General features: G+C 71.6%; 13 protein-coding genes and 1 pseudogene. 4 read left to right on the top strand and 10 right to left on the bottom strand.

Features of this window, described 5'->3' with window-relative positions:
* The first annotated feature begins 629 nt into the window (after window positions 1-629).
* Window positions 630-1,673: an LAETG motif-containing sortase-dependent surface protein gene (locus tag AB0Q90_RS23895; RefSeq protein WP_363159110.1), complete on the top strand. Its 1,044-nt coding sequence runs from the start codon at window positions 630-632 to the stop codon at window positions 1,671-1,673.
* A 68-nt stretch (window positions 1,674-1,741) separates the two neighbouring features.
* On the opposite strand, the gene AB0Q90_RS23890 is transcribed toward AB0Q90_RS23895, so the two are convergent.
* The 5 genes and pseudogenes from AB0Q90_RS23890 to AB0Q90_RS23870 all read right to left on the bottom strand — a co-directional run.
* Entirely contained in the window at window positions 1,742-3,520 is a 1,779-nt protein-coding gene (locus tag AB0Q90_RS23890; protein WP_363159111.1) for a GMC family oxidoreductase, read from the bottom strand.
* A 13-nt stretch (window positions 3,521-3,533) separates the two neighbouring features.
* A complete protein-coding gene (locus AB0Q90_RS23885; protein ID WP_363159112.1) occupies window positions 3,534-5,147 on the bottom strand; it encodes a succinic semialdehyde dehydrogenase in 1,614 nt (537 codons plus the stop codon).
* A gap of 104 nt (window positions 5,148-5,251) precedes the next feature.
* Window positions 5,252-6,883 carry a serine/threonine-protein kinase gene (locus AB0Q90_RS23880; protein ID WP_363159113.1) on the bottom strand — a complete coding sequence of 544 codons (1,632 nt, stop codon included), beginning with the start codon at window positions 6,881-6,883 and terminating at the stop codon, window positions 5,252-5,254.
* A 29-nt stretch (window positions 6,884-6,912) separates the two neighbouring features.
* Window positions 6,913-8,556 (bottom strand): serine/threonine-protein kinase, encoded by a 1,644-nt coding sequence (locus tag AB0Q90_RS23875; protein ID WP_363159114.1) that lies wholly within the window; start codon window positions 8,554-8,556, stop codon window positions 6,913-6,915.
* Between the two features lie 120 nt (window positions 8,557-8,676).
* Window positions 8,677-9,735 (bottom strand): annotated as a pseudogene (locus AB0Q90_RS23870) (serine/threonine-protein kinase); the annotation flags it as partial.
* A 221-nt stretch (window positions 9,736-9,956) separates the two neighbouring features.
* On the opposite strand from AB0Q90_RS23870, the gene AB0Q90_RS23865 reads away from it, so the two are divergent.
* Window positions 9,957-10,370: a hypothetical protein gene (locus tag AB0Q90_RS23865; protein WP_363159115.1), complete on the top strand. Its 414-nt coding sequence runs from the start codon at window positions 9,957-9,959 to the stop codon at window positions 10,368-10,370.
* An 80-nt stretch (window positions 10,371-10,450) separates the two neighbouring features.
* Here AB0Q90_RS23865 and AB0Q90_RS23860 read toward each other — a convergent pair whose 3' ends face one another.
* The 3 genes from AB0Q90_RS23860 to AB0Q90_RS23850 form a co-directional block, all read right to left on the bottom strand.
* The gene (locus AB0Q90_RS23860; protein WP_363159426.1) at window positions 10,451-12,055 is read right to left on the bottom strand and encodes a serine/threonine-protein kinase; all 1,605 of its coding nucleotides are present in this window, start codon (window positions 12,053-12,055) and stop codon (window positions 10,451-10,453) included.
* Between the two features lie 163 nt (window positions 12,056-12,218).
* Window positions 12,219-14,762 carry a protein kinase gene (locus tag AB0Q90_RS23855; protein ID WP_363159116.1) on the bottom strand — a complete coding sequence of 848 codons (2,544 nt, stop codon included), beginning with the start codon at window positions 14,760-14,762 and terminating at the stop codon, window positions 12,219-12,221.
* A gap of 177 nt (window positions 14,763-14,939) precedes the next feature.
* Window positions 14,940-16,898: a serine/threonine-protein kinase gene (locus AB0Q90_RS23850; RefSeq protein WP_363159427.1), complete on the bottom strand. Its 1,959-nt coding sequence runs from the start codon at window positions 16,896-16,898 to the stop codon at window positions 14,940-14,942.
* A gap of 242 nt (window positions 16,899-17,140) precedes the next feature.
* Here AB0Q90_RS23850 and AB0Q90_RS23845 point away from each other — a divergent pair, with 242 nt between their 5' ends.
* The gene (locus AB0Q90_RS23845) at window positions 17,141-18,184 is read left to right on the top strand and encodes a serine hydrolase domain-containing protein (RefSeq protein WP_363159117.1); all 1,044 of its coding nucleotides are present in this window, start codon (window positions 17,141-17,143) and stop codon (window positions 18,182-18,184) included.
* A gap of 68 nt (window positions 18,185-18,252) precedes the next feature.
* Here the strand turns inward: AB0Q90_RS23845 and AB0Q90_RS23840 are convergent, their stop codons facing one another.
* The gene (locus tag AB0Q90_RS23840) at window positions 18,253-19,959 is read right to left on the bottom strand and encodes a glycerol-3-phosphate dehydrogenase/oxidase (RefSeq protein WP_363159118.1); all 1,707 of its coding nucleotides are present in this window, start codon (window positions 19,957-19,959) and stop codon (window positions 18,253-18,255) included.
* 294 nt (window positions 19,960-20,253) lie between these two features.
* Here AB0Q90_RS23840 and AB0Q90_RS23835 point away from each other — a divergent pair, with 294 nt between their 5' ends.
* Window positions 20,254-21,462, top strand: a complete 1,209-nt coding sequence (locus AB0Q90_RS23835) for a nucleotide sugar dehydrogenase (RefSeq protein WP_363159119.1) — start codon at window positions 20,254-20,256, stop codon at window positions 21,460-21,462.
* Window positions 21,463-21,997: 535 nt separating this feature from the next.
* Here the strand turns inward: AB0Q90_RS23835 and AB0Q90_RS23830 are convergent.
* On the bottom strand, window positions 21,998-23,122 hold the full coding sequence (locus AB0Q90_RS23830; RefSeq protein ID WP_363159120.1) for a GuaB3 family IMP dehydrogenase-related protein: 1,125 nt from the start codon (window positions 23,120-23,122) through the stop codon (window positions 21,998-22,000).
* Between the last annotated feature and the right edge of the window lie 12 nt (window positions 23,123-23,134).

Below are 23,134 nucleotides of genomic sequence, written 5' to 3'. Positions count from 1 at the left end.
GACAAGTGACCGGACGGCAGGGGACAGCAGCCCGGTCGCTGCAAGAGAACGGTCGGCTCCGGGGACGCCCGGGGCCGGCCGGCGGAAACACACAGGACAGGTACAAGACCGGGCCAAACGGTTGCGCAGGCCCCGGCAATCCAGCACGATGCCCCTAAAAGCCCCCAAGTCCCACCGCAGACAACTGCATTGCCTCGTTCTTCGCCGCCGAACCGCCAGAGGTCGATACCTTCCGCGCGCCCCGCGTACGCCGGGGCGCCGACCGGGCGCACCAGGCGGCGACCACCAGGCAAGCGGCGCAACCCCCCGGCGCCGCTCCCAGGCACCGGCGCTGCCCTGACGTCGGTGCTGACGAAAGAAGGGCCCCGCGGCCGAAGTCCCGCGGGGCCCTTCGACGTGCCCGGGGGCTTTCGGACGCACGGAACCCAAGGGGCGCATGGAACCCAAGGGACGCATGGAACCCGCGGTGAGCCAGGTCACATAAAAATTGTGTGAATGCCGGGACAACCTTTCGCGGGGCTCGCGGATCAAACCAGGCGTACCAAGGGCCACTCCCGCGCCCCCACGCGGAGGCCTCATCGACATCGCGCGCTGTGACGCAGCAGCGCGCCGGACTTTCCGAGGTCTTCATGAAGCTTCGCCGTGCTCTGGCCGCCGCGGCCGCGACGGCCGCCATAGCGCCGATCGCGCTGATGTCCGCGCCGGCCGCGTTCGCGACGGACGAGACATCGCCGTCGCCGAGCGTCTCGGAGAGCACCCCGGCCGCCGAGGAGAGCACGCCCGCGGCCGACCCGAGCACCCCGGCCGCCGAGCCCAGCACCCCGGCCGAGGACGACACGAACACGCCCGACCCGACCAACTCCGCCCCGGAGACCGGTGCGAGCAGCCCGGCCCCGTCGACGAGCGAGTCCTCCCCGGCGCCGTCCGCCAGCGAGTCCTCTCCGGCCCCGTCCGCGAGCCCGTCGGGCGACGACGAGATCGTCGAGGAGTGCCCGGTCGACGAGTACGGCGACCCGATCTACGACATCAGCGAGGTGCTGCACAGCTCGCTGACCGGCCTGCCCGACACCGTGGTCGCGGGCAGCGGCTGGACGAACTTCAAGTTCAACGTCAACAACTCCAGCGACGAGACGATCGAGGACATCATGCCCGTCGTCGGCGTCGCCGCGATGGACTGGGAGCTGGAGGACGACTACTCCGACCTGGTCACCGTGCAGGTCCGGAACGGCGGCAGCTGGGTCGACATCGCCACCCAGTTCGGCGAGGGCGGCGCGCTCAACACCTTCACCCTCGAAGGCGGCCAGTCGATCAGCTACGACCTGCGGGTGAACATCAGCCGCGACGTCCCGAGCGCGGTCGGCATCGCCATCGGTCTGGCCGAGTACTCGACCGACGAGGCCTGCTGGATGTCCGAGGACGAGAACTACGGCATCTACTTCTTCGAGGTGCTGCCGGCCGGTTCCAACCCCGGCAAGCCGGGCGACTCCAAGCCGCAGACCGGCGGCAAGGACGAGATCACCGACGTCAACGAGGTCGACGTCGACGGTGAGCTCGCGGAGACCGGTTCGGACTCCAACCTGCCGGTCATCGCCACCATCGGTGGTGTCGCCGTCCTCGCCGGTGCCGGCGTGATGTTCGCGATGAAGCGCCGCAAGGCCGGTGCCGAGGCCTAAGCCTCACCAAGCTTCACGCGAGAAGGAAGGACCTGCGCTCGGAGGGGGGCGCAGGTCCTTCTCATATCTCACTTCTTCGGCGGCACCGCCGGCATTCCCAGGAACGGCAGCCGCAGCGCGCCGAACGCCTCTGCCGGGACCGCCGGCGTCTTCGGCTCGACCGGCTGAAGCCGCTCATACGGCCGGTCCTGCGCCGGACGCGGGTCGTCCTCGCCCTTGTTGGGCCAGTACGACATCGCCCGCTCGGCCTGCGCGGTGATGGTCAGCGAGGGGTTCACACCCAGGTTGGCCGAGACCGCGGCGCCGTCGACCACCGAGATGCCCGGGTGGCCGTAGAGCCGGTGGTACGGGTCGATCACGCCGGTCTCGTGCGTGGCGCCGATCGGGCAGCCGCCGAGGAAGTGGGCGGTGAGCGGGGTGCCCATCAGTTCGCCCACGTTGGAACCCGCGAAGCCGTTGATGGACTCAGCGAGCGCGGACGCGCCCTCGGTGGCCGCCTTGATCTGCATCGGGTTGGGCGAGCCGTGCCCCTGGCGGGCGGTCAGCATGCCCTTGCCGACGCCGTCCGGTTTCAGGTACGTCGTCAGGGAGTTGTCCAGGGACTGCATCACCAGGCCGATGATGGTCTTCTCCGACCAGCGCCGGTTGGACAGCGAGCGCAGGATCAGCAGCGGATGCCGGGCGGCGTTGCCGAGCCAGGCCGCGACGCGGGAGGCGCCCTCGGCGTAGGGGACCTGAAGGATCGTCAGGCTGCCCATGGAGTTGGAGCCCTTGCCGTAACGGACCGGCTCGATATGGGTGTTGGCATCGGGGTGGATCGAGGACGTGATGGCGACCCCGCGGGTGAAGTCGACCTTCTTCTCGCCGGTGACCTTGCGGTAGCGGCGGTCGTCGGTCTGCGCGCCCACCAGCGCCTCGGAGTTGGTGCGGGTCAGCTCGCCCAGCTTCGGGGAGAGGTAGGGCAGTTGCCCGCTCGCCTTCATCCGGTGCAGCAGGGTCTGGGTGCCGTAGGTGCCGGCGGCGAGGACGACCCGGCGCGCCTTGAAGGTACGGCCCTTCCCCTTGCGGCGGTTGTCGGTGGGGAGGGTGGCCACGGCGTAGCCGCCCTGCGAGTCGTCGGTGACGGACACCACCGTCGTCATGGGGTGGACGACCGCTCCGGCCTTCTCGGCGAGGTAGAGGTAGTTCTCGTTGAGGGTGTTCTTCGCGCCGTGGCGGCAGCCCGTCATGCACTCGCCGCACTCGGTACAGGCCTTGCGGGCCGGGCCCGCGCCGCCGAAGTAGGGGTCGGCGACCTGCTCGCCCGCGCGCGCCCGCGCCGAACCGTCCGCGTCCTCGCCGTCGCCGAAGAAGACACCGACCGGGGCCATGTGGAAGGTGTCCCCGACTCCCATCCGCTGGGCCGCGGCCTTCAGATGAACGTCGGAGGGGGTCATGGTGGGGTTGAGCCGTACGCCGAGCATCCGCTGGGCCTGGTCGTAGTACGGCTTCAACTCCTCCTGCCAGTCGGTGATGTCACGCCACTGCGGGTCGTCGAAGAACGGCTTCGGCGGTACGTAGAGCGTGTTGGCGTAGTTCAGCGAACCGCCGCCCACTCCCGCGCCCGCGAGCACCATGACGTTGCCCAGCAGATGGATGCGCTGGATGCCGAACATCCCGAGCTTCGGGGCCCAGAGGAAGTTCCTCAGGTCCCAGGAGTTCTTGGGGAGGCTCTCGCGGGTGAAGCGGCGGCCCGCTTCCAGGACACCTACCGTGTAGCCCTTCTCCGTGAGGCGGAGGGCGGTCACCGAGCCGCCGAAACCTGATCCGACGACGATGACGTCGTAGTCGTAAGCGTCGTTGCTCACGCGCACTCCCTTTTCAGCGGAACCGGAATGCCTTCATCAGCCGCAGACTCCGGCTCATGAACTGGGCGTACTTCTCGTCGTCCATGCCCAGCGAGGGCGCCATCGGCAGCAGCCGCTGCTGGGCCACCGTCTGGGCCTCCGTGTACTTGAGGATGCCCTCGGAGCCGTGGCGGCGGCCGAGGCCGGAGTCCTTCATGCCGCCCATCGGGGACTGGACGCTGCCGTAGGCGGGCGCGTAGCCCTCGTTGACGTTCACCGTGCCGGTGCGCAGCCGGGCCGCGACCGCGCGGCCCCGGCCGCCGTCCTTCGTCCAGACCGACGAATTGAGGCCGTACGGCGTGGAGTTGGCGTGGTCGACCGCCTCGTCCTCGGTCTTGAACCGGTAGACGGAGACGACCGGGCCGAAGGTCTCCTCGGTGCACACGGCCATGGGCGCCTCGACGCCGTCGAGGATGGTCGGCTCGAAGAAGTAGGGGCCGATGTCCGGGCGGGCGACCCCGCCGGCGACGACCTTGGCGCCCTTGGCGACGGCCTCCTCCACATGCCGCTTGACGGTCTCCAGCTGGCGCTCGCCGACCAGGGAGCCCATGTCGGCGCCGTAGGCGAGGGACCGGCCGAGCCGCATGGCCTTGGTGCGGGCGGCGAAGCGCTCCAGGAAGGCGTCCGCGACCGACTCGTGGACGTACAACCGCTCGATGGAGATGCACAGTTGGCCGGCCGAGGAGAAGCAGGCGCGTACGGCGCCGGCGGCGGCCTTCTCTATGTCCGCGTCCTCCAGGACCAGCATGGCGTTCTTGCCGCCGAGTTCGAGGGAGACGCCGACCAGCCGTGCGGCGGCCCCCTGGGCGACCTCGCGGCCGGTGCGGGTGGAGCCGGTGAAGGAGACGTAGTCGGCGTGGCGGACGACCTCGGGGCCGACGACCGGGCCCTCGCCGAGCACGACCTGGAAGACGTCGGCGGGCAGACCGGCCTCGATGAGCAGGTCGCGGGCCCACAGCGCGGTCAGGCAGGTCTCCGTGTCCGGCTTCATCACCACCGCGTTGCCCGCGACGAACGCCGGCAGCGCGTCGCCGACCGACAGCTCCAGCGGGTAGTTCCAGGGGGCGATCTGGCCGACGACCCCGCGCGGGTGGCGCAGTTCGGTGACCTTGGTGAGTGTGGGCATGGCGCCCGCGTGCCGCTTCGGCTTCAGGTAGGCGGCGGCCCTACGGCCGTAATGACGGGCGGCGACGGCGACGGCCTGCACCTCCTCGTGGGCGTGCAGGCGGGCCTTGCCGGTCTCCAGCTGGATCAGGTCCAGCACCTCGGCCTGGCGCTCCAGCACCAGGTCGTGGAAGCGCAGCAGGACGGCGGCACGCTGCCGTACCGGGGTCTGCGCCCAGACCGGCTGGGCCGCGCGGGCCGCCGCGAACGCCTTCTCCACGTCCTCGGGCGTGGACTCCGGCAGATCGGCCAGCTTCTCGCCGGTGAACGGCGTGTGGTTGGCGGTGCGGCCCGAACCGACCACGCCCTTGGTCAGCTGGGCGACCAGCTCGGGGGTCACCACGTCGGCGGCGGTGCGGGCGCCCTCCGGGGCGGGGGCGAGGGGGTTCGTGCCGGTCTGTACCGGGGCCTGCGAGTCCGTCATGACGCGCAGGGTATGCCGCGGCGGGGGCTTTGTGTACCCGGCGGTAACGAGGATTCACGGAGCGCTCACATGACGCCAGTGACCGCTGGCAACAAACGCGCTGATCAGGGCGTTGTGGCAATCCTCAGCCGGTCGCGGGCGCCCTTGAAAACGTCCGTGCCCTTCTTCTCCTCCGCCGCGCCCTTGGGCATCTCGACGCGTATTTCGTACAGCCGGCCGTCGTCGGTGCGGACGAACAGCTCCATGACCCGGCGCCGTAGCTCGGGGTCGCCGTAGGTGCTGTCGGCCTGCACGGCGTCCCAGCCCTGGAAGCTGGTGTCGGTGTACTGCGTGCTGGGGTCCTCGAAGAACTCAAAGGTCCTCGCATGAGCTTTCGCCTGACTCATGGGGGTTCCCGGTGCTCTGTCCCATTGAGTGAGCCGGACCTGAACAGAGCCGGCCGCGTACTCCACCTGGCGGGGCTGGAAGGTGTCGCTGCCCGAGCGGGCGAACTCCTCGTAGGCGGCGGGGAGGGCGAGGGTGGCGCTCATGTCCTTCTCGGGGTGCGCGGTCCAGCCGTCGTCCGGAGTGGCGCTGGGCGTCGGCTTCGGTGCCGCCGAGCGGCCGGTCGCCGTGTTCTTCGTGCTGGCGCCGCTGTCGGGGCCAGTGAGGGCGGAGGTGCCGAGCCAGGCGGCGCCGACCACGAGAGCGCCGAGGAGGGCGAGGGGGGCGGGGCGGCGGTGGAGGGGGCGGCGGCGTACGTCGGGTATCGGGTCGGGCTCCGTGGCCGGGGTGCGCGCGGCCGTCAGGGTGTCCGCTTCGGGGTCGACCCCGGCCTGGCCCTGACTCAGCCGCACGGTCCGTATGTCGTCCCCGAACTCCTCCAGGGCGGATGGGTCCTGAGCCTCGGGGTTCTCCTCCCGGACCTCGCCCGCCGCAGCCTCCAGCGCCGCCTCGACGTCGTCGGCGTCCGGGCGCAGGGCGGGGTCCTTCTCCAACAGCCGGAGCAGGAGCGGGCCGAGAGCACCTGCCTGCTTCGGCGCGGGCAGGTCCGCGGTCAGGATCGCGGCGAGCGTCGACTCCAGCGTCGTACGGCGGAAGGGCGACCAGCCCTCGACGGCGGCGTAGAGGAGGACGCCGAGGGACCACAGGTCGGAGGCGGGTCCGGCCCCCCGGCCGGACATGCGCTCGGGGGCGATGAACTCCAGCGAGCCGACGAACTCGCCGGTGGCGGTGAGGGGTTCCTCGCCCTGGACATGGGCGATGCCGAAGTCGGTGAGGACGACGCGGTGGTGCGAGCCGAGCAGGACGTTGGCGGGCTTCACGTCACGGTGCACGATCCCGACCGCGTGCGCGGCACGCAGGGCGCCGCATACAGCCAGGCCGATACGGGCGGCCTCGGCGGGCTCCAGAGGCCCCCGCTTGAGCAGCTCGTGCAGGGACTCGCCGCGGACCAACTCCATGACGATCCACGGCAGTCCGTCCTCCTCCACGACGTCGTGGATGGCGACTGCGGAGGGGTGGTCGACGCGGGCGGCGGCGCGGGCCTCGCGGTAGAGGCGGTGGGCGGCCCGCTGGTGGACCTCGTCCTCCGGATCGCCGGGCAGGCGGGGCTGTTTGACGGCGACCTCGCGGCCCACGAGCTCGTCGTGGGCGCGCCAGACGGTGCCCATGCCGCCCGAGCCGATCCGCTCGACCAGCCGGTAGCGCCCACCGACCACACGTCCGCCGCGCTGGTGTTCGCCGCCGTCACTCATGCCCCATGCCTACCGTGCGGCAAGGCGGTTCACAAATTGGTGATGTCCAGGTTGTCGATGACCTTCTGGGCAACCTCGCGGCCGCGGTCGTCGAAGTCGCCCTTGCCCGGGTAGGCGACCGTCACCTTGTACATGTCGCCGTCGGACGACTTGTAGTAGAAGATCTTCAGCTCGCGCGGGCGCGGGTTCTGGGTGTCGGTGGTGATGTAGGTGACCGTGTTCTCGGCCGACTTCTTGCCCTTGTACTGGGTCTGCTCGGGCTTGGTCGTGGGGTTCTCCGGCATGGCGAGGTCGTAGTCGCCGCTGCCCCTGAACTCCTCGTTGTCGGCGTACATCTGGGCCTCGGCGGAGCCCTTGATGTCGCCCGAGGTGTCGTCCTTCTTCCGGGCCACGTTCACGCCGACCCAGATGGCGCCGCTCAGGTCGGAGTAGGTGACCCAGTTCTTGTCGGTGTCGTCCGCGTCCGGCTTGCCCACCTTGTAGTCCTTGGGCACGCTCAGGGTCACACCCAGGTTCGTGTGGGCGTGCGCCTCCCAGGGATCGGCCGGCTGCTCCTCCCCGAACGGGTCGGCGACCACCACGCCCGCCGCGGCCACGACCACGGCGACGAACGCCGCGCCGATCCCGACGAGCGTCTTGCGGCCGACCCGGACCCCGTCGCCGGCGGCCACCGTCTGGACGACCTGCGTGGGCGCCGGTGCCTGCACCGGCGGGTTGGCGGCCCGCTCCAGCAGCGCGCGCGTCTGGGCGGCGTCGGGGCGGCGGGCCGGGTCCTTCTGGAGCAGGCCGGTGATGACCTCGGCGAGCGGGCCCTGCGCGGAGGCGGGCGCGGCCGGGGTCGCGTTGAGGACGGACTGGAGGGTGGCCGGGGTGTTGCTGCGGCGGAACGGCGAGACGCCCTCCGTCGCCGCGTACAGCACCACGCCCAGGGACCACAGGTCGCTCGGCGGGCCGGGGCGCTGGCCCAGCACCCGCTCGGGGGCGATGTACTCGGGCGAGCCGACGAAGCCGCCGGTGTCGGTGAGGTTGGTCTCGCCCTCGATCTGGGCGATGCCGAAGTCGGTGAGAACCACGCGGTCGTGGCGGCCGAGGAGGACGTTGTCGGGCTTGACGTCGCGGTGCAGCACACCGGCCGCGTGCGCGGCCTCCAGGGCGCCGAGCACCTCCAGGCCGATTCTGGCCGCTTCCCGGACCCCGAGGGTGCCCTCCTGAAGCACATCGCCCATGGAACGGCCCTGCACCAGCTCCATCACGATCCACGGCTGGCCGTCCACGACCGCGACGTCGTGCACGTTCACGACAGCCGGGTGGTCGAGGCGGGCGGCGGCCCGGGCCTCGCGGCGCATCCGCTCGAAGGCGTTGGCACGTTCGCGCTCGGGAAGATGGTCGGGTACGCGGGGCTCCTTGACGGCGACCTCGCGGTCCACCGTCTCGTCCTTGGCCCGCCACACCGTGCCCATGCCGCCATGGCCGAGCTTGGCCAGCAGCCGGTAACGGCCCGCGATCAGGCGCCCGGTGCCGGGATCCTGGGCAGGCTGCGCCTGCTGCTGCGGAACGACCTGGGTGGGCGTCGCATACGGGTTGCCCGGGTGCGGCACCGGCGCCTGCGGCGGTTGCAGACCGAAACTCGTTGGCTCGTCGGACCCGTAAGGGGCTCCCCCGTTGCTGTTCATGGCTCCATCCATATCGCGCCAAGGGCCCCTCAATCCACTTCGAACGCTGTGCGGTCACAGACCCGTGACGCCCGGTGGGGCTTATCTCCCGTTTATGCGGATGCTCGGGGTGGGCGGCGATGTCGAGGGACTTACGGAGCTGCTCGCCGAGGGGCTTGCCGAAGTACTCGGCGACGGTGGCGGAACGTTTCCGTTGCCGTCCCCGTTCATGAGCAGCGCCACCGCCGACACCCCGGCCCCCGCCATCGCGGCCACCAGCAGCACGCTCACCAGCACGCTCCGCGGAGAACGCCAGGAGTGCGTGGTCGCCGGTGTGCGCCCGTACGCCAGGAAGTCCCGCAGCATCCGCTCCGCCCGCGCCGCGTCCAGGCGCCGCTGCGGATCGCGCTGCAACAGCCCCCGTACGACGGGCAGGAGCGGCGCGGCCTGTGCGGGCGGCCGTATCTCGTCGAAGACGACCGCGTGCAGGATGCCGCCCAACGAGTCCCGCCCGAACGGCGATTCACCGCTCACGGCCGCACACAGCAGCGCACCCACCGACCACAGGTCGGACGCCGGACCCGTACCGGCGCCGGACATCCGCTCCGGCGCGGTGTACTCGGGCGAGCCGACGAAGGTCCCGGTCTCGGTGAGGGTGGTGGCGCCCGCGATCCGGGCGATGCCGAAGTCGGTGAGGACGACACGGCCGGTGCCGGCGTCGATGAGGACGTTCGCGGGCTTGATGTCCCGGTGCAGAACACCGGCGTTGTGGGCCGCGCGCAGGGCGCTGAGCAGGTCGGCGCCGATCCGCGCGGCCTCCACGGCGTCGACGGGGCCGTGGGCGGCGATGCGGTCCGCCAGGGAGCCTCCGTCGATCAACTCCATGACGATATAGGGGCGTTCGTCGTGCTCGACGACGTCGTGGACGACGATGATGTGCGGGTGCCTGAGCTGCGCGACCGCACGGGCCTCGCGCAGCGTGCGCTCCCTGCGCTGCCGGGCGTCCTGCGCGGAGCGGGCCTCGGAGAGGGTGTCGGGGGCCGTGGCGTCGAGGTCGACGTCGAGTTCCTTGACCGCGACGCGTCGGCCGAGCAACTGGTCGGTGGCCCGCCATACGACGCCCATGCCGCCCCGCCCGAGCCTCGCCTCAAGGCGGTAACGCCCCGCGATCACACGGAAGTTGGCCCCCTCGGTGCCCATGCGCCCCATCATGCCCCAACGGACGGACGCCTTCCGGGGCGGCGACCGGCCAAGTAGCGGACCCTGCCGGACCGGGCGGCCAGGTCGATGCCTTTCAGCCACAGCCGGTGCTGAAGCGGCCGCAAAGGGCGGCAAATCACCAGGTGATACGCACCCTTGGGGACAAGCGTGTGGCTGGGATCATGCTGCCTCATGGATCATGGGAGCCTTACTCTTTCTTTATGGGAAACATATTGAAGCGCCTTTCCGTCACGGGCGTCGCGGCGCTGGCCATCTTCGCCACGACCACAGTGACCAATGCCGCCGCGGCGAGCGGCGGTGCCGCGTGCTCGGTGACCGGCGCCTCGGGGAGCATGACGTTCACCAACTGGTCGTCCAACTATGTGGACATCAGCGGCTGGGTCAAGGACACCGCTGCCGATGGTCACCATGTGGCCATTCGATTCAGGTCCATTGACCACGCCACGGGATGGGTGACGGACTGGCCCTGGCGGACCGAGTTCGACGGAAAGGACGCGACCACCACCTTCACCACGTACGCGGCACCCAGCGGCGACGACCTCGACTCCATCGGCGCACAGATAGCGGTCCGGGAAGGGTCCACGATCGTCCGTTCTTGCACGGACTGGGCCTGAGCCTCCGCGGTGCAACCACCGTCACCACGATGACGTATCGGCCCACGGCACCGTCCGGTTGGGCCGATACGCATTCTCGGTCAACCCTCCTGGAAGCCCCGCAGGATCCAGTCGAACTGCTTACTGGTGGTGGCCCAGTCGCCGGCCGGTGAAGCCGCGTAGATGGCGTACTCGGTGCCGTCACTGTCCATGTACCCGACGTCGATCGCACGGTAGGGCCCCGCGAAGTAGTGCGGCCCGTCCTTGGCCAGCGCGTTCCACGTGTACTCCCAGCGGGCGCCCGGCTCGTCGCGGAACAGCTCCTCCTTGAGGCTCAGCTGCTGGTAGTCCCGCAGCCGTGAGATCCGCTCTTCCAGGTTGCTCATGTGCTCGTACGAGGTGCTGAAGTCCGGCGCGGTGTCGACGGCGACCCGCACGATGTGCTTGCCCTTGTCGGGCGAGTAGTCGATCTGCCGGAGGCCGTCCTGATCGATGGAGACGGACCGCTTCCACCCCTTGGGCAGGGAGATGCTGAAGCCCACCGGGTCCTTGCGCCGCTCCCAGCCGGCGGGAACCACCCCCTGACCGCCTTCGTCGCTCGGCGTGGGCTTGGCGCTCGGAGGCGGCGACACAGAGGTGGATTCGCCGGGGTTGCCCGTGCCGAACTGCTGCAGCGCGACCGCGACTCCCGCACCGATGACCGCGGCAAGGGCGACGACGAGGACGGCCGTACGCAGACGGTGCCGCCGTTTCGGAGGCGCGGCGGACGGGCCGACCTGGGTGACGGCGGCCTGGTGCGGCCTGGTGAGACCGGTCCGCGGCTGCTCGTGGAGCTCCTGATGTCCGTACGACCCGTGCCGCGTCGGCACGTACGCCTGCGCCGTGTCCGGCCGCCGTCCCTCGGCCGCCTCCGCGAGCATCTGCTCGGCGGCGAGCGCGTCGGGGCGTCCGGCGGGATCCTTGTGCAGGAGTGCGGCGATGACGGGGCCGAGCGGACCGGCGTACGCGGGCTGGGCCGCCTCCTCCTCCACGACCGCCTGCATCGTCGACAGCGGGGAGGTGCGGCGGAACGGCGACCTGCCCTCCACCGCCGTGTACAGCGTGGCGCCGAGCGCCCACAGGTCGGAGGCCGGGCCCGGGTCGTGGCCGCGGATCCGCTCGGGGGCGAGGTAGTCGACGGAACCGACGACCTCGCCGGTGCGCGTGATGGTGGTGTCGCCCTCGATCTGCGCGATGCCGAAGTCGGTGAGCAGGACACGGCCGTCGTTGCCGAGGAGGACGTTGCCGGGCTTCACGTCGCGGTGCAGGACACCGGCGGTGTGCGCGGCCCGCAGCGCGCGCAGCACCCACAGGCCGATCCGGGCGGCCTCGCGCGGTTCGACGCGGCCCCGCTCCTTGACCTCGTCCGCCAGCGAATGGCCCTCGACCAGCTCCATCACGATCCACGGGCGGGCGTCGTGGTCGAGGACGTCGTGCACGGTGACGACGGCGGAGTGGTTGATCCGCGCGGCGGCGCGCGCCTCGGCCCGGGTGCGGGCGAGCAGCAGTTCCTGCTCGCTCTCGGACACATAGAGCGCGGCGGTCAACTCCTTGATCGCGACGGCCCGATGCAGCACTTCGTCGTGGGCACGCCAAACGCGGCCCATACCGCCGCTCCCGATGGCGTCGGCGAGCCGATAGCGCCCCGCGACGAGCCGGCCCTGCATCTGATTCACGTTGCCCCGCAATGTTCTTGACAGGGTCAGGTTAAGGACCGGATCACGTGCAGGGAACTGGCAGGGCGGCACAGAGACAGCACTGTGACGGTTGTCGCTTCCGCGCCGGTCAGGGAACCGTTGCCGCCCCGTCACGTGCAGTTGGGGAGCCGACTCAGCCGGTCACCTGATAGGTGGCCGACGCCTGCTCGAACAGCCGGGTCACCTCGTCCCGTTCCGCCTCCGGGCCGCGTACCTGCACCACGTGGTACCGCCCGTCGACGAGCATCGCGAGATTGCGCACGAAACGCTCCCGCCCCTCGTCGTCGGTCCAGGTGAACTGCCCCTCGGCCATGGTCCGCCCGCCGACCTGGATCGTCTTGAGGCCGGTGGAGGTGGCCCAGCTGGAGTCGCGGTACGGCTGGAGCTCGGGCTCGTCCTCGCGCTGGTACGCCATCGGGTCGCTGCCGTACTCGTCGGCGGTGTCCCGGCCCGGTACGACGATCAGCTCGAAGTCGCCGTGCGAGTAGACCACTTGACCGCGGCCGTTCTCGGGGGTGCGGTCCCAGCCGCTGGCGACGGCGACCCGGAAACCCTCGTCGTCCGTGCGCAGGGTGAAGCCGTCGGCGACGTCAGGGCCGGTGGTCCGAGTCTCGGTCGAGGCCGCTGACGCGGACTCGGTCGGCTTGTCCTGCCCGGCCGGTGACGTCTGGTCGGGCCGGGGCTCGCTGCTGGCCTGCGGGGGCCGGCCGACCTCACCCGTGGCGCCGGTGCGGTCGGTGTCGTCCCTCCCGCCGGACTCGGCCTTGGGCATGAAGAGCATGGCGTAGGCAATTGCCGTGGCCATCAGCAGCAGGACCAGCAGAAGCAGCGTGCGGCCCAGTCGGCGTGGCGAACGCGCCTCCTGCCGGGCCCGCTTGTGCCGGCCGTGGTGCGCGGGCAGCCCGGCGCGCCGCCTGCGCACCAGCTCGCCGCGGCGGCGTACGACGGGCAGCCGGCTGGTGTCGGCGGGCGGCGCGGCGACGACGTGCGCGCCCGCCTCCGGCTCGGGCGCGGAACGCACCAACGAGCGCAGCCAGCCCCGCAGTTCCTCGAAGTCGAGGCGCTCGGTGGGGTCCTGCCGCAACAGCGACTCGACGACCGGCCTGAGCGGCCCGCACTCCTCCGCGAACGCGGGCGGCTCCGCGCACACCAGCTGCACCAGCTCGGCGGTCGACTCCTCTGGGTACGGCGCATGCCCCTGAACGGCGCGGAACAGCAGGGCCCCGAGCGCCCACAGGTCGGTGGCGGGGCCGATGGGCGCGGCCAACTGCCAGTTCTCGTGCACGGGTCCGGCCTGCTCCGGCGCCCACCGCTCGGTCACCGGCCCGACTACGGCCATCCGCGCCTGCCGCGCCCGCTCGGCGGCCAGCGCGGTGGCGGGCCCCCGACGCGCCGGCACACCGGCGTCCTGACCGTCCCAGCCACTGGGACCCGGGGCGCCGTTCCCACCGGAGGGAAGGGGCGCACGACCATGCCCGTCCTGAGCGCCGACGTCTCCGGCCGGGGCGAGCAGGGGGGATGACGGCGCGGGACCGGCACCGATGGCAGGGGCGGGGGCTGCGCCGCCCTGGCCGGAGCCCGTGCCGCGAGGGGCCGCTCCGTGCCAGGAGGTGGTGCGAACCCCGTAGGGGTCGGCTATCTGGCCCGGCGGCACGGTGGTGGCGCCCGGCGGATGCTGCACGCCGTTGCCGGTGGTGTACGGCGGCTGAGGCGCCCCCGGTGCCTGGGGCTCGGAGGCGGGACGGGCTCCGGGCAGGGCCGGCCGGCCGCCCTGCTGCGCCTCCTGTACGCGGGCCGCTGCACGCGCGCCCGCCCGGTACGCGGCGATCGCACCCGCCCGCGCGGCCCGGATGTCCCCGCCGCTCTCCACGGCCCTGGGCGCGGGCGCGGCGGCTCCTCCGGTGACCGGGGGCAGTCCTCCGGCCTCCCGCGCCTCGATCGCGGCGCGCCGGGCGGCCTCGGGATCGGCGTCGATGGAGACGGACCCGCTCGGCCCGCCCCCGGACCCGCTCGCCCCTCCGCCGGGCCCGCCGAGGCCCGCGTCCCCGTCGTCCTCGGGCGCAGGCACCGGGTCGTACCCGCACAGCGCCTCTTCCGCCGCCCCGACCGCGAGGCCGGTCAGCATCACCCGTCCGTCGTCGCAGACGAGCACGGTGCGGGCGGTGATGTTCCGGTGCACCCACCCGTGGGCGTGCAGCACCCGCAGCGCCATCAGCACGTCGGAGGCGACCTCGGCCGCCCGGTACGGCGTCAGCGGCTTCTCCGCGAGGAGTGCCGCCAGCGGGCGCGCGGCCACCAACTCGCTGACGATCCACAGCGAACCGCCGTCGGCGAACACGTCGAAGACCTGGTCGAGCCGGGGATGGTCGGGTACCCGGGCCGCCGCCTGCGCGGCCTCGACCGCGCGCCGCACGGCCGGGTCGCTGGGCCGCCGGGTGCTGCCGCGCGGTGCGGGCCGCCGCGCCGCGCCGCGGTCACGCGCGGTGAAACCGTCGGGCAGCCCCTCCGCGTCGAGCACCTCCGCCTCGACGACCTCCGGCAACGGCACCTGCCGGACCAGGACTTCCTGTCCGCTGTAGGTGTCGAAGGCGCGGGTCTCGGTGAGTTCGTACTCGTCGGACGGCGGCAGCGGCAGGCGGTAGCGGTCGGCGAGCACCCGACCCGCATAGTCGTCCACGATGCCTCCCCCGGCCGCCCGGTTGGTCAAATCCGCTCGCTTTGCGTCCCGTTGTAGATGCTCATCCGGCTGCGTACGGTCCGCAAGCACTCACGATACGTGCCGGAGGCAACGTGCAAAGAGGGGATGCCAGATCTCGGGCCCCAAACCGTGACCCTCGCTCCCGGCCGCGGTTCACTACTTCGACTTGAAGGACTTCGTCAGTGTCCGCCATGTGTCCTTGCGCAGCTCGGTGCCCCAATTGGCGGCTTTCGCCGTGTACATGAGCCCGTACCCGAGATGCTCGTTCACCACGGCCCCTCGGTCGATGCTGCGGTACTTGGTGCCGCTCTCCACGTAGGTGAACTCCCAGTCGGCCGTGTTCCAGCCGCGGTAGTCCACCGCCTCTATTCGGATCCTCTGGTACTGGGAACGCTCCATGTAGCGCTCCTGGTTCTCCCAGTCCGCGACGGGGTCGTCCTGGGGCGTGGTCGTCCAGCCGATGAGCAGCTTCTGCCCGTTCGGCCCGGTGAACCGGTCGCCCGCGGCACTCGTGGACTGGTACTTCCAGCCCTTGGGCAGACCGATGGAGTAGCCCTGGTTGCCCTGGTGCGTCGACGCCACCGGGGCCTTGTTCCCGGCGGAGCCGTCCGAACCCGCGCCGCTGCCCTGGGACTCGCCGGAGCTTGCACTCGGCGTCGACCCGGCCGTGGCGTCGCCGGACGCGGAGGCCGAGGCGGACGCCTCACCGTCCGTGTGCGCGCCACCGCTCTCGTCCTGCTTGGTGTCGGCACTCGCGCCGGCCGAGGCCTTGGTGCCGGTACCGCTCGCGGATCCCTTGGACCCGTCTCCGTCCCCGCTGAGCGCGACCGCCAGCACCACGCCGATCACGGCGAGCGCCACGACCACCGCGATGATCAGCAGCGTCCGCCGCGGCACGACATCGGTGAGCGGCGCCCGCGGCACGGACCGCGGCGGCAGGTCCGGCGGCGGCACCACGGGCCACCCCGAACTGCGCCCACCGCCCTGCGCGTTGCCGCGCTGCCCGGCGTCACCGGCGGAACCGGTCGAAGCCGCCGGCTCGGCGGCCGAGGCAGTCCCGGCACCCGAGTCCGACCCCGAAACGGCCGTCTCACTCCCGGACTTGGCGCGAGCCGCGGCCGAGGCCCCGGCCGCCACGGCGGCCTTCCGCACCGAACGCAACGCTCCCCGCAGCCGCTCGCCGGCGGGCTCGTCGGGCTGCGCGGGCAACGGCACGACCCTCGTCGCGTCCAGCGCCGGCTCCCGCTCGGCCGCCTTGGGCTCGGGCGCGTGGATGACGCCGGTCAGCATCGAACGCGCACCGGCGTCGTCGAGCCGCTTGGCCGGGTCCTTGGTGAGCAGCCCGTAGATCACGTCCTTGAGCGGACCGGCGTTCTTCGGCTCCTCCAGCGGCTCGGTCATCACCGCGGTGAGCGTCGCGATGGCGGAGCCCTTGTCGTACGGCGGCACACCCTCGACCGACGCGTACAGCAGTCCGCCGAGCGACCACAGGTCGGCCGCCGGGCCCGGCTTGTGCCCGCGGGCCCGCTCCGGGGAGATGTAGGAGGGCGCGCCGACGAGCATGCCGGTCGAGGTGATGGACGGATCGCCCTCGACCTGGGCGATGCCGAAGTCGGTGAGCACGACCCGGCCGTCCTCGGAGATCAGCACGTTGGACGGCTTCACGTCACGGTGCAGAATGCCCTCGCGGTGGGCCGACCGCAGCACGTCGAGGACCGCGAGCCCGACCTCCGCCGCACGCTTCGGCTCCAGCAGGCCGTCCTCCCGGATGACCTCGGCGAGCGACTTGCCCTCGACGAGCTCCATCACGATCCACGGCCGGTCGTCCTCGTCGACCACGTCGAAGACGGTCACCGCGCTGTTGTTGCGGATCCGCGCGATGGCCTTGGCCTCGCGCAGCGTCCGCGTGATCAGCCGGCGCTTCTCCTCGTCGTCGATGTTCCCCGGGAACCGGAGTTCCTTGACGGCGACCGTCCGGCCCAGGGTCTCGTCCTCGGCGCGCCACACCGTGCCCATGCCGCCGCGGCCCAGTACGTCTCCCAGCCGGTACCGCCCGGCGAGGAGACGTGCGCTGTTGTCCTGACGGGATGCCCCCGCCCGCTCCGCCTCCGACATGCGTCCCCTCATGCAACCCGCCCTGACAGAGCCTCCATTGTCTCTCACCCGACAAGTGCCCGACGCCCAGGGTGCCCCTCGGGACATACCGGCCATCGGACCCTCGGAAGTCCGGATTCCGGACACACGCGGTGGGGCTGAGGTGCGGGTCCTCGGAGCCGCCCGCCTCCGTCCGACCCCAGGTGAACCACGCGTTCCACCACCCTGCATGATGAGCCGCGACAAGGGAGGGAGGACCCGCGATGCCGCCGCTTCGGAGCCTACTGGCCGTTCCTGTGGCCCTGGCCCTTCTCGGCCTCACCCCGGCCGCCTCCTCGGCCCCGACCGCCCCCGCAACGGACGCCGTCCTCCCGCTGCTGGTCACCCGGGGCGGCGCGCCCGCCGCGGCGCTGCTCGCCGACGAGGAGACCGGCACCCGCTACCAGCAGGCCGGCCAGGGCATCGCCCGCACCGACCACTTCCGCGCCGGCAGCATCACCAAGACCTTCATCGCGACGGTCGTCCTCCAACTGGCCGCCGAACACCGGCTGAAACTGTCCGACACCGTGGAGCAGCACCTGCCCGGCCTGGTGCGCGGAGCGGGAAACGACGGGCGCGCGCTGACCCTGCGTGCCCTGCTCACCCACACCAGCGGACTGCACGACTACACCGCGGACACCGGCGGCACGGTTCCCGTCACCCCTCGTCAGGCCCTGCGCATCGCACTCACCCACCCCCCGTACCGCCGTAGCGGCTTCGCCTACTCCAACACCAACTACGTCCTGCTCGGTCTGGTCGTCGAGCAGGTCACCGGCCGCTCGTACGCCACCGAGGCCGAGCGGCGCATCATCACTCCCCTGCGGCTGACCGGCACCTCCTTCCCCGGTTCGCGCACCTCTCTCCCCTCTCCGCACGGCCGCGCCCACGCCTCCGACGGAACCGACGTCACCGAGCTCGACCCGCGGGTGGCCGGCGCCGCGGGTGAGCTGGTGTCCACGCTCGCCGACCTGGACCGCTTCTACGCGGCCCTGCTCGGCGGTGAGCTGCTGCCCCCGCACTGGCTGCACGAGATGCTCGACACCCGGGCCGCACACGGCACGTACGGCATGGGGCTGTTTCCGGTGAAGCTGCCGTGCGGCACCACGGTGTGGGGGCACAACGGCCGTATCTCCGGCAGCTACGTGCGCACCGCGGCCACCGTCGACGGACGCCGTGTCCTCACCTTCCGGGTGAACACGGACGCGCTGGCCGACCCCGGCCTCGAACGGGACCTGCTCTCCGCCGAGTTCTGCCCTCGCACTTCTTAGAACGACCCGGCATCGAACGAAGATCCCGGCTCACTACACCCGTTCGAGTGACAAACCGCAGCGCGGGGCTAGAGCGGAACGATGTCCGGCGCCCCCAGCCGCGCCGCATCCGCCGTCAGATCGTCCGGCTGCCGCTGCGACTCCCGCTCGGCCTCCACCCGCTTGTCGTAGTGCTCGACCTCGCGCTCGATCTGGTCCTTGTCCCAGCCCAGCACGGGCGCCATCAGCTCGGCCGCCTCGCGGGCGCTGAGCGTGCCGCGGTCGAAGGTCTCGATGGAGATACGAGTGCGCCGGGTCAGCACGTCGTCCAGGTGCCGTGCGCCCTCGTGCGAGGCGGCGTACACCACCTCGGCGCGCAGATAGTCCTCGGCGGCCCGCAGCGGCTCGCCCAGCGACGGGTCGGCGGCGACCAGGTCGAGGACCTCCTCGGCCAGCGAGCCGTACCGGTTCAACAGGTGCTCCACCCGCACCACATGGAGGCCGGTGCGGGCCGCGATCCGCGCCCGCGCGTTCCACAGCGCCCGGTAGCCCTCGGCACCCAGCAGCGGAACGTCCTCGGTCACGCACTCGGCCACCCGCACGTCGAGCCCGTGCACCGCCTCGTCCACCGCGTCCTTGGCCATGACCCGGTACGTCGTGTACTTGCCGCCCGCCACCACGACGAGTCCGGGCACCGGATGGGCCACGGTGTGCTCGCGCGACAGCTTGCTGGTGGCGTCCGACTCGCCGGCCAGCAGCGGCCGCAGCCCGGCGTACACGCCCTGGACGTCGTCGCGGGTGAGCGGCACCGCGAGCACGGAGTTCACATGCTCCAGCAGGTAGTCGATGTCCGCGCTGGACGCGGCCGGGTGGGCCTTGTCGAGGTCCCAGTCGGTGTCGGTGGTGCCGATGATCCAGTGCCGCCCCCAGGGGATGACGAACAGCACGGACTTCTCGGTGCGCAGGATCAGCCCGGTCAGGGAGTGGATCCGGTCCTTGGGTACGACCAGATGGATGCCCTTGGACGCCCGTACGTGGAACTGCCCCCGCTCGCCCACCATGGCCTGGGTGTCGTCGGTCCACACCCCGGTCGCGTTGACGACCTGCTTGGCGCGGACCTCGTACTCCCCACCGCCCTCGACGTCCTGCACGCGCGCGCCGACCACCCGCTCGCCCTCGCGCAGGAATCCGGTCACCCGCGCGCGGTTGGCGACCTTGGCGCCGTAGGCGGCGGCGGTGCGGACGAGGGTGGCGACGTACCGGGCGTCGTCCATCTGGGCGTCGTAGTACTGGAGCGCGCCGACCAGCGCTTCCTTCTTCAAGGCGGGGGCGACACGCAGGGCGTGACGGCGGCTCAGGTGGCGGTGGACGGGCAGGCCTCGTCCGTGGCCGCGGGCCATCGACATGGCGTCGTAGAGCGCGACGCCCGAACCGGCGTACAGGCGCTCCCAGCCCTTGTGCTGGAGCGGGTACAGGAAGGGCACCGGCTTCACCAGATGGGGCGCGAGCCGCTCCAGCAGCAGTCCGCGTTCCTTGAGCGCCTCCCGGACGAGCGCGAAGTCGAGCATCTCCAGATAGCGCAGGCCGCCGTGGATCAGCTTGCTGGACCTGCTCGACGTGCCCGACGCCCAGTCACGTGCCTCGACCAGGCCGGTGGACAGGCCGCGGGTCGCCGCGTCGAGGGCGGTGCCCGCACCGACCACGCCGGCGCCCACGACCAGTACGTCCAGCTCGCGCTCGGCCATTGATGCCAGAGACTCGGCGCGCTGCGCCGGCCCGAGTGTCGCTGTCCTCACCGCTGCCTCCCGCTGTAGGTCGTCCCGGCCGCACCCGAGGGGCGAAGCCCGGTCGTATCCCCCATGCCCAAATTCTGACCGGCTTGCCCGACTTCAGCCACCACTCGCCCCCAGCCTGTGGACAACCACCACAGATCCACAGGACAGCGCCCGGCTAACTCCCAAGGAAGACACAAGGAATCAATCCCGTATTTCGGTCATATTTACTCCTAGTCTGACATTGCGCTCGCCCATCCTGTCCACAGGGCTTGCGCACCTGTCCCGCTTCGGTTACTGGGAAGGACGGCCCACGCCATGCCCGCAGATCTCGCCGTCATCGGACTCGGCCCGTACGGCCTGCCCCTGGCCCAGGCAGCCGTGGCCGCCGGCATCCCCACGCTCGGCTACCGCACCGGCCCCGAACCCGGCTCCCTCAGCCCCGCCGAACTGCGCCGCATGCTCGCCGCGGGCTTCCGGCACGCCACCAGCCCGACGGAACTCGGCCGCGTACGCACCGCGGTCATCTGCGCGCCCACCCCACGCAGCGCGGACGGCGGCCTCGACCTCACCCAGGTGGAGTCGGCGGCCCGCACCCTGGCCGGCCGCATGCGCCCGCACACCACGGTCATCCTGGAGTCACCGGTCCCCCCGGGCACCACCGAGGACTTCCTGCGCCCCCTGCTCGAAGAGGTCTCGGGCCTGCGCGCGGGCCGCGACTTCCACCTCGCCTACTCCCCCAGCCGGGTCGACCCCGGCAACCGCGACTTCACCCCCGCCAACACCCCCAAGGTGATCGGCGGCCTCACCCCCGCGTGCACCGAGTCGGCCGCCGCGTTCTACTCACGGCTCACCGACAAGGTCGTACGCGCGCGTGGACCGCGAGAAGCGGAAACAGTGCAGCTCCTGGAGACGAACTTCCGGCACGTCAACATCGCCCTCGTCAACGAAATGGCCGTCCTGTGCCATGAGTTGGGCGTCGACTTCTGGGACGTCGTCCGCTGCGCGGAGACAAAGCCCTTCGGCTTCCAGGCCTTCCGCCCCGGCCCCGGCGTCGGCGGCCACGCCGCCCCCCAGGACCTGACCGGCCGCACCGGCCGCTCCCTGCGCATGGTCGAACTGGCCCAGCAGGTCAACAGCCAGATGCCCCGCTACGTCGTCCAGCGCGCCGCGACCCTCCTCAACGAGCACGGCAAGTCCGCGCGCGGGGCCCGCGTCCTCCTCCTCGGCGTCACCTACAAGCCCGACCTCGCCGACCAGCAGTCCACCCCGGCCGAGGAGATCGCCGTCCGCCTGATGAGCCTCGGCGCCTCCGTCAGCTACCACGACCCGCACATCCCGTCCTGGAACATCCTGGACCGCCCGGTCCCGCGCGCGGACTCCCTGTACGAGGCGGCCGCCGACGCGGACCTGACGATCCTGCTCCAGCAGCACCGGGTGTACGACCTCCAGGGGCTGTCGGTGAAGGCGCAGCTGTTGCTGGACACGCGGGGGGCTACGCCTACGGGGGTGGCGCATCGGTTGTGAAGGGGGGCGCGTGAGATACGCGAGCCTCCGGGGTTGGTGGCGTGGGGCATTCCACGCCGGTACTTTGGAGACAGGTGGAGCCCACCGCAGCGGGTAATGCAGTACCGCAGAGGCTCCTGGCTGGTGAACGGGTGTCCGCCCCTAGTCCACTTGGGGGCGGCCGCTCACCATCCAAAAATCCGCAAGATCCACCTCCTCCGGCACTTCACCATCCACAGACGGATCCGGTCCCAGCGGGTGGGCTTGCGGTGACGTCCCATGGGCGCCCCCTTCCACGACGCCGCCCATTGACCCGGTAGGCGGTCCGTTGGAAATCGGGCCGGGCCCCGAGGAGCGGGGTCCGGAACCAAATCCTTGGAAGGGGGCGCTCCAGAAGACTGGGGCGCCAACACGGACGTTATCCCCTACGCCCCAGCCGACCAGCCCACATCCACCCCAAACGCAACCACGCCCCCCCACCCCGCTCCCCCGCGCCCAGGCACACAAAAGGGGCCGGTCACCCACCAGGCAACCGACCCCTCAACCGCCGTAAGACCTACCGCTTGTGCTGCGAGTCGGCCACCGTGACCTCGACCCGCTGGAACTCCTTCAGCTCGCTGTAGCCGGTCGTGGCCATCGCCCGCCGCAGCGCGCCGAAGAGGTTCATGGAGCCGTCGGGGGTGTGCGACGGGCCCGTCAGGACCTCCTCGATCGTGCCGACCGTGCCGAGGTCGACCTTCTTGCCGCGCGGCAGCTCCTCGTTGACGGCCTCCATGCCCCAGTGGTGGCCCTTGCCCGGCGCGTCGGTCGCGCGGGCGAGCGGGGAGCCCATCATCACGGCGTCGGCGCCGCAGGCGATCGCCTTCGGGAGGTCGCCGGACCAGCCGACGCCACCGTCGGCGATGACGTGCACGTACCGGCCGCCGGACTCGTCCATGTAGTCGCGGCGGGCCGCGGCCACGTCCGCCACCGCGGTGGCCATGGGGACCTGGATGCCGAGCACGTTGCGCGTGGTGTGCGCCGCGCCGCCGCCGAAGCCGACCAGCACACCCGCGGCGCCCGTGCGCATCAGGTGCAGCGCCGCCGTGTACGTGGCGCAGCCGCCGACGATGACCGGGACGTCGAGCTCGTAGATGAACTGCTTCAGGTTCAGCGGCTCGTGCGCGCCGGAGACGTGCTCCGCCGAGACCGTCGTACCGCGGATGACGAAGATGTCCACGCCCGCGTCCACGACGGCCTTGGAGAACTGGGCCGTGCGCTGCGGGGAGAGCGCGGCGGCGGTGACCACGCCGGAGTCGCGCACCTCCTTGATGCGCGCGCCGATCAGCTCCTCCTTGATGGGGGCGGAGTAGATCTCCTGGAGGCGCCGGGTCGCCGCGTCGGCGTCCAGCTCGGTGATCTCGTCGAGCAGCGGCTGCGGGTCCTCGTAGCGCGTCCACAGGCCTTCGAGGTTCAGCACGCCGAGGCCGCCGAGCTCGCCGATGCGGATCGCGGTGGCCGGCGAGACGACGGAGTCCATGGGGGCGGCCAGGAAGGGCAGCTCGAAGCGGTAGGCGTCGATCTGCCAGGCGATCGAGACCTCCTTCGGGTCCCGCGTACGACGGCTCGGGACGACGGCGATGTCGTCGAAGGCGTACGCCCGGCGGCCGCGCTTGCCGCGCCCGATCTCGATCTCAGTCACGTCTGTGGCCTT

Origin of the sequence: Streptomyces sp. NPDC079141, assembly GCF_040686775.1 — a bacterium.
In the GTDB taxonomy this organism is placed as follows: Bacteria; Actinomycetota; Actinomycetes; order Streptomycetales; family Streptomycetaceae; genus Streptomyces.
The sequence above is the reverse complement of the archived record's forward strand: the minus strand, read 5'-3'. Positions and strand labels throughout refer to the sequence as shown.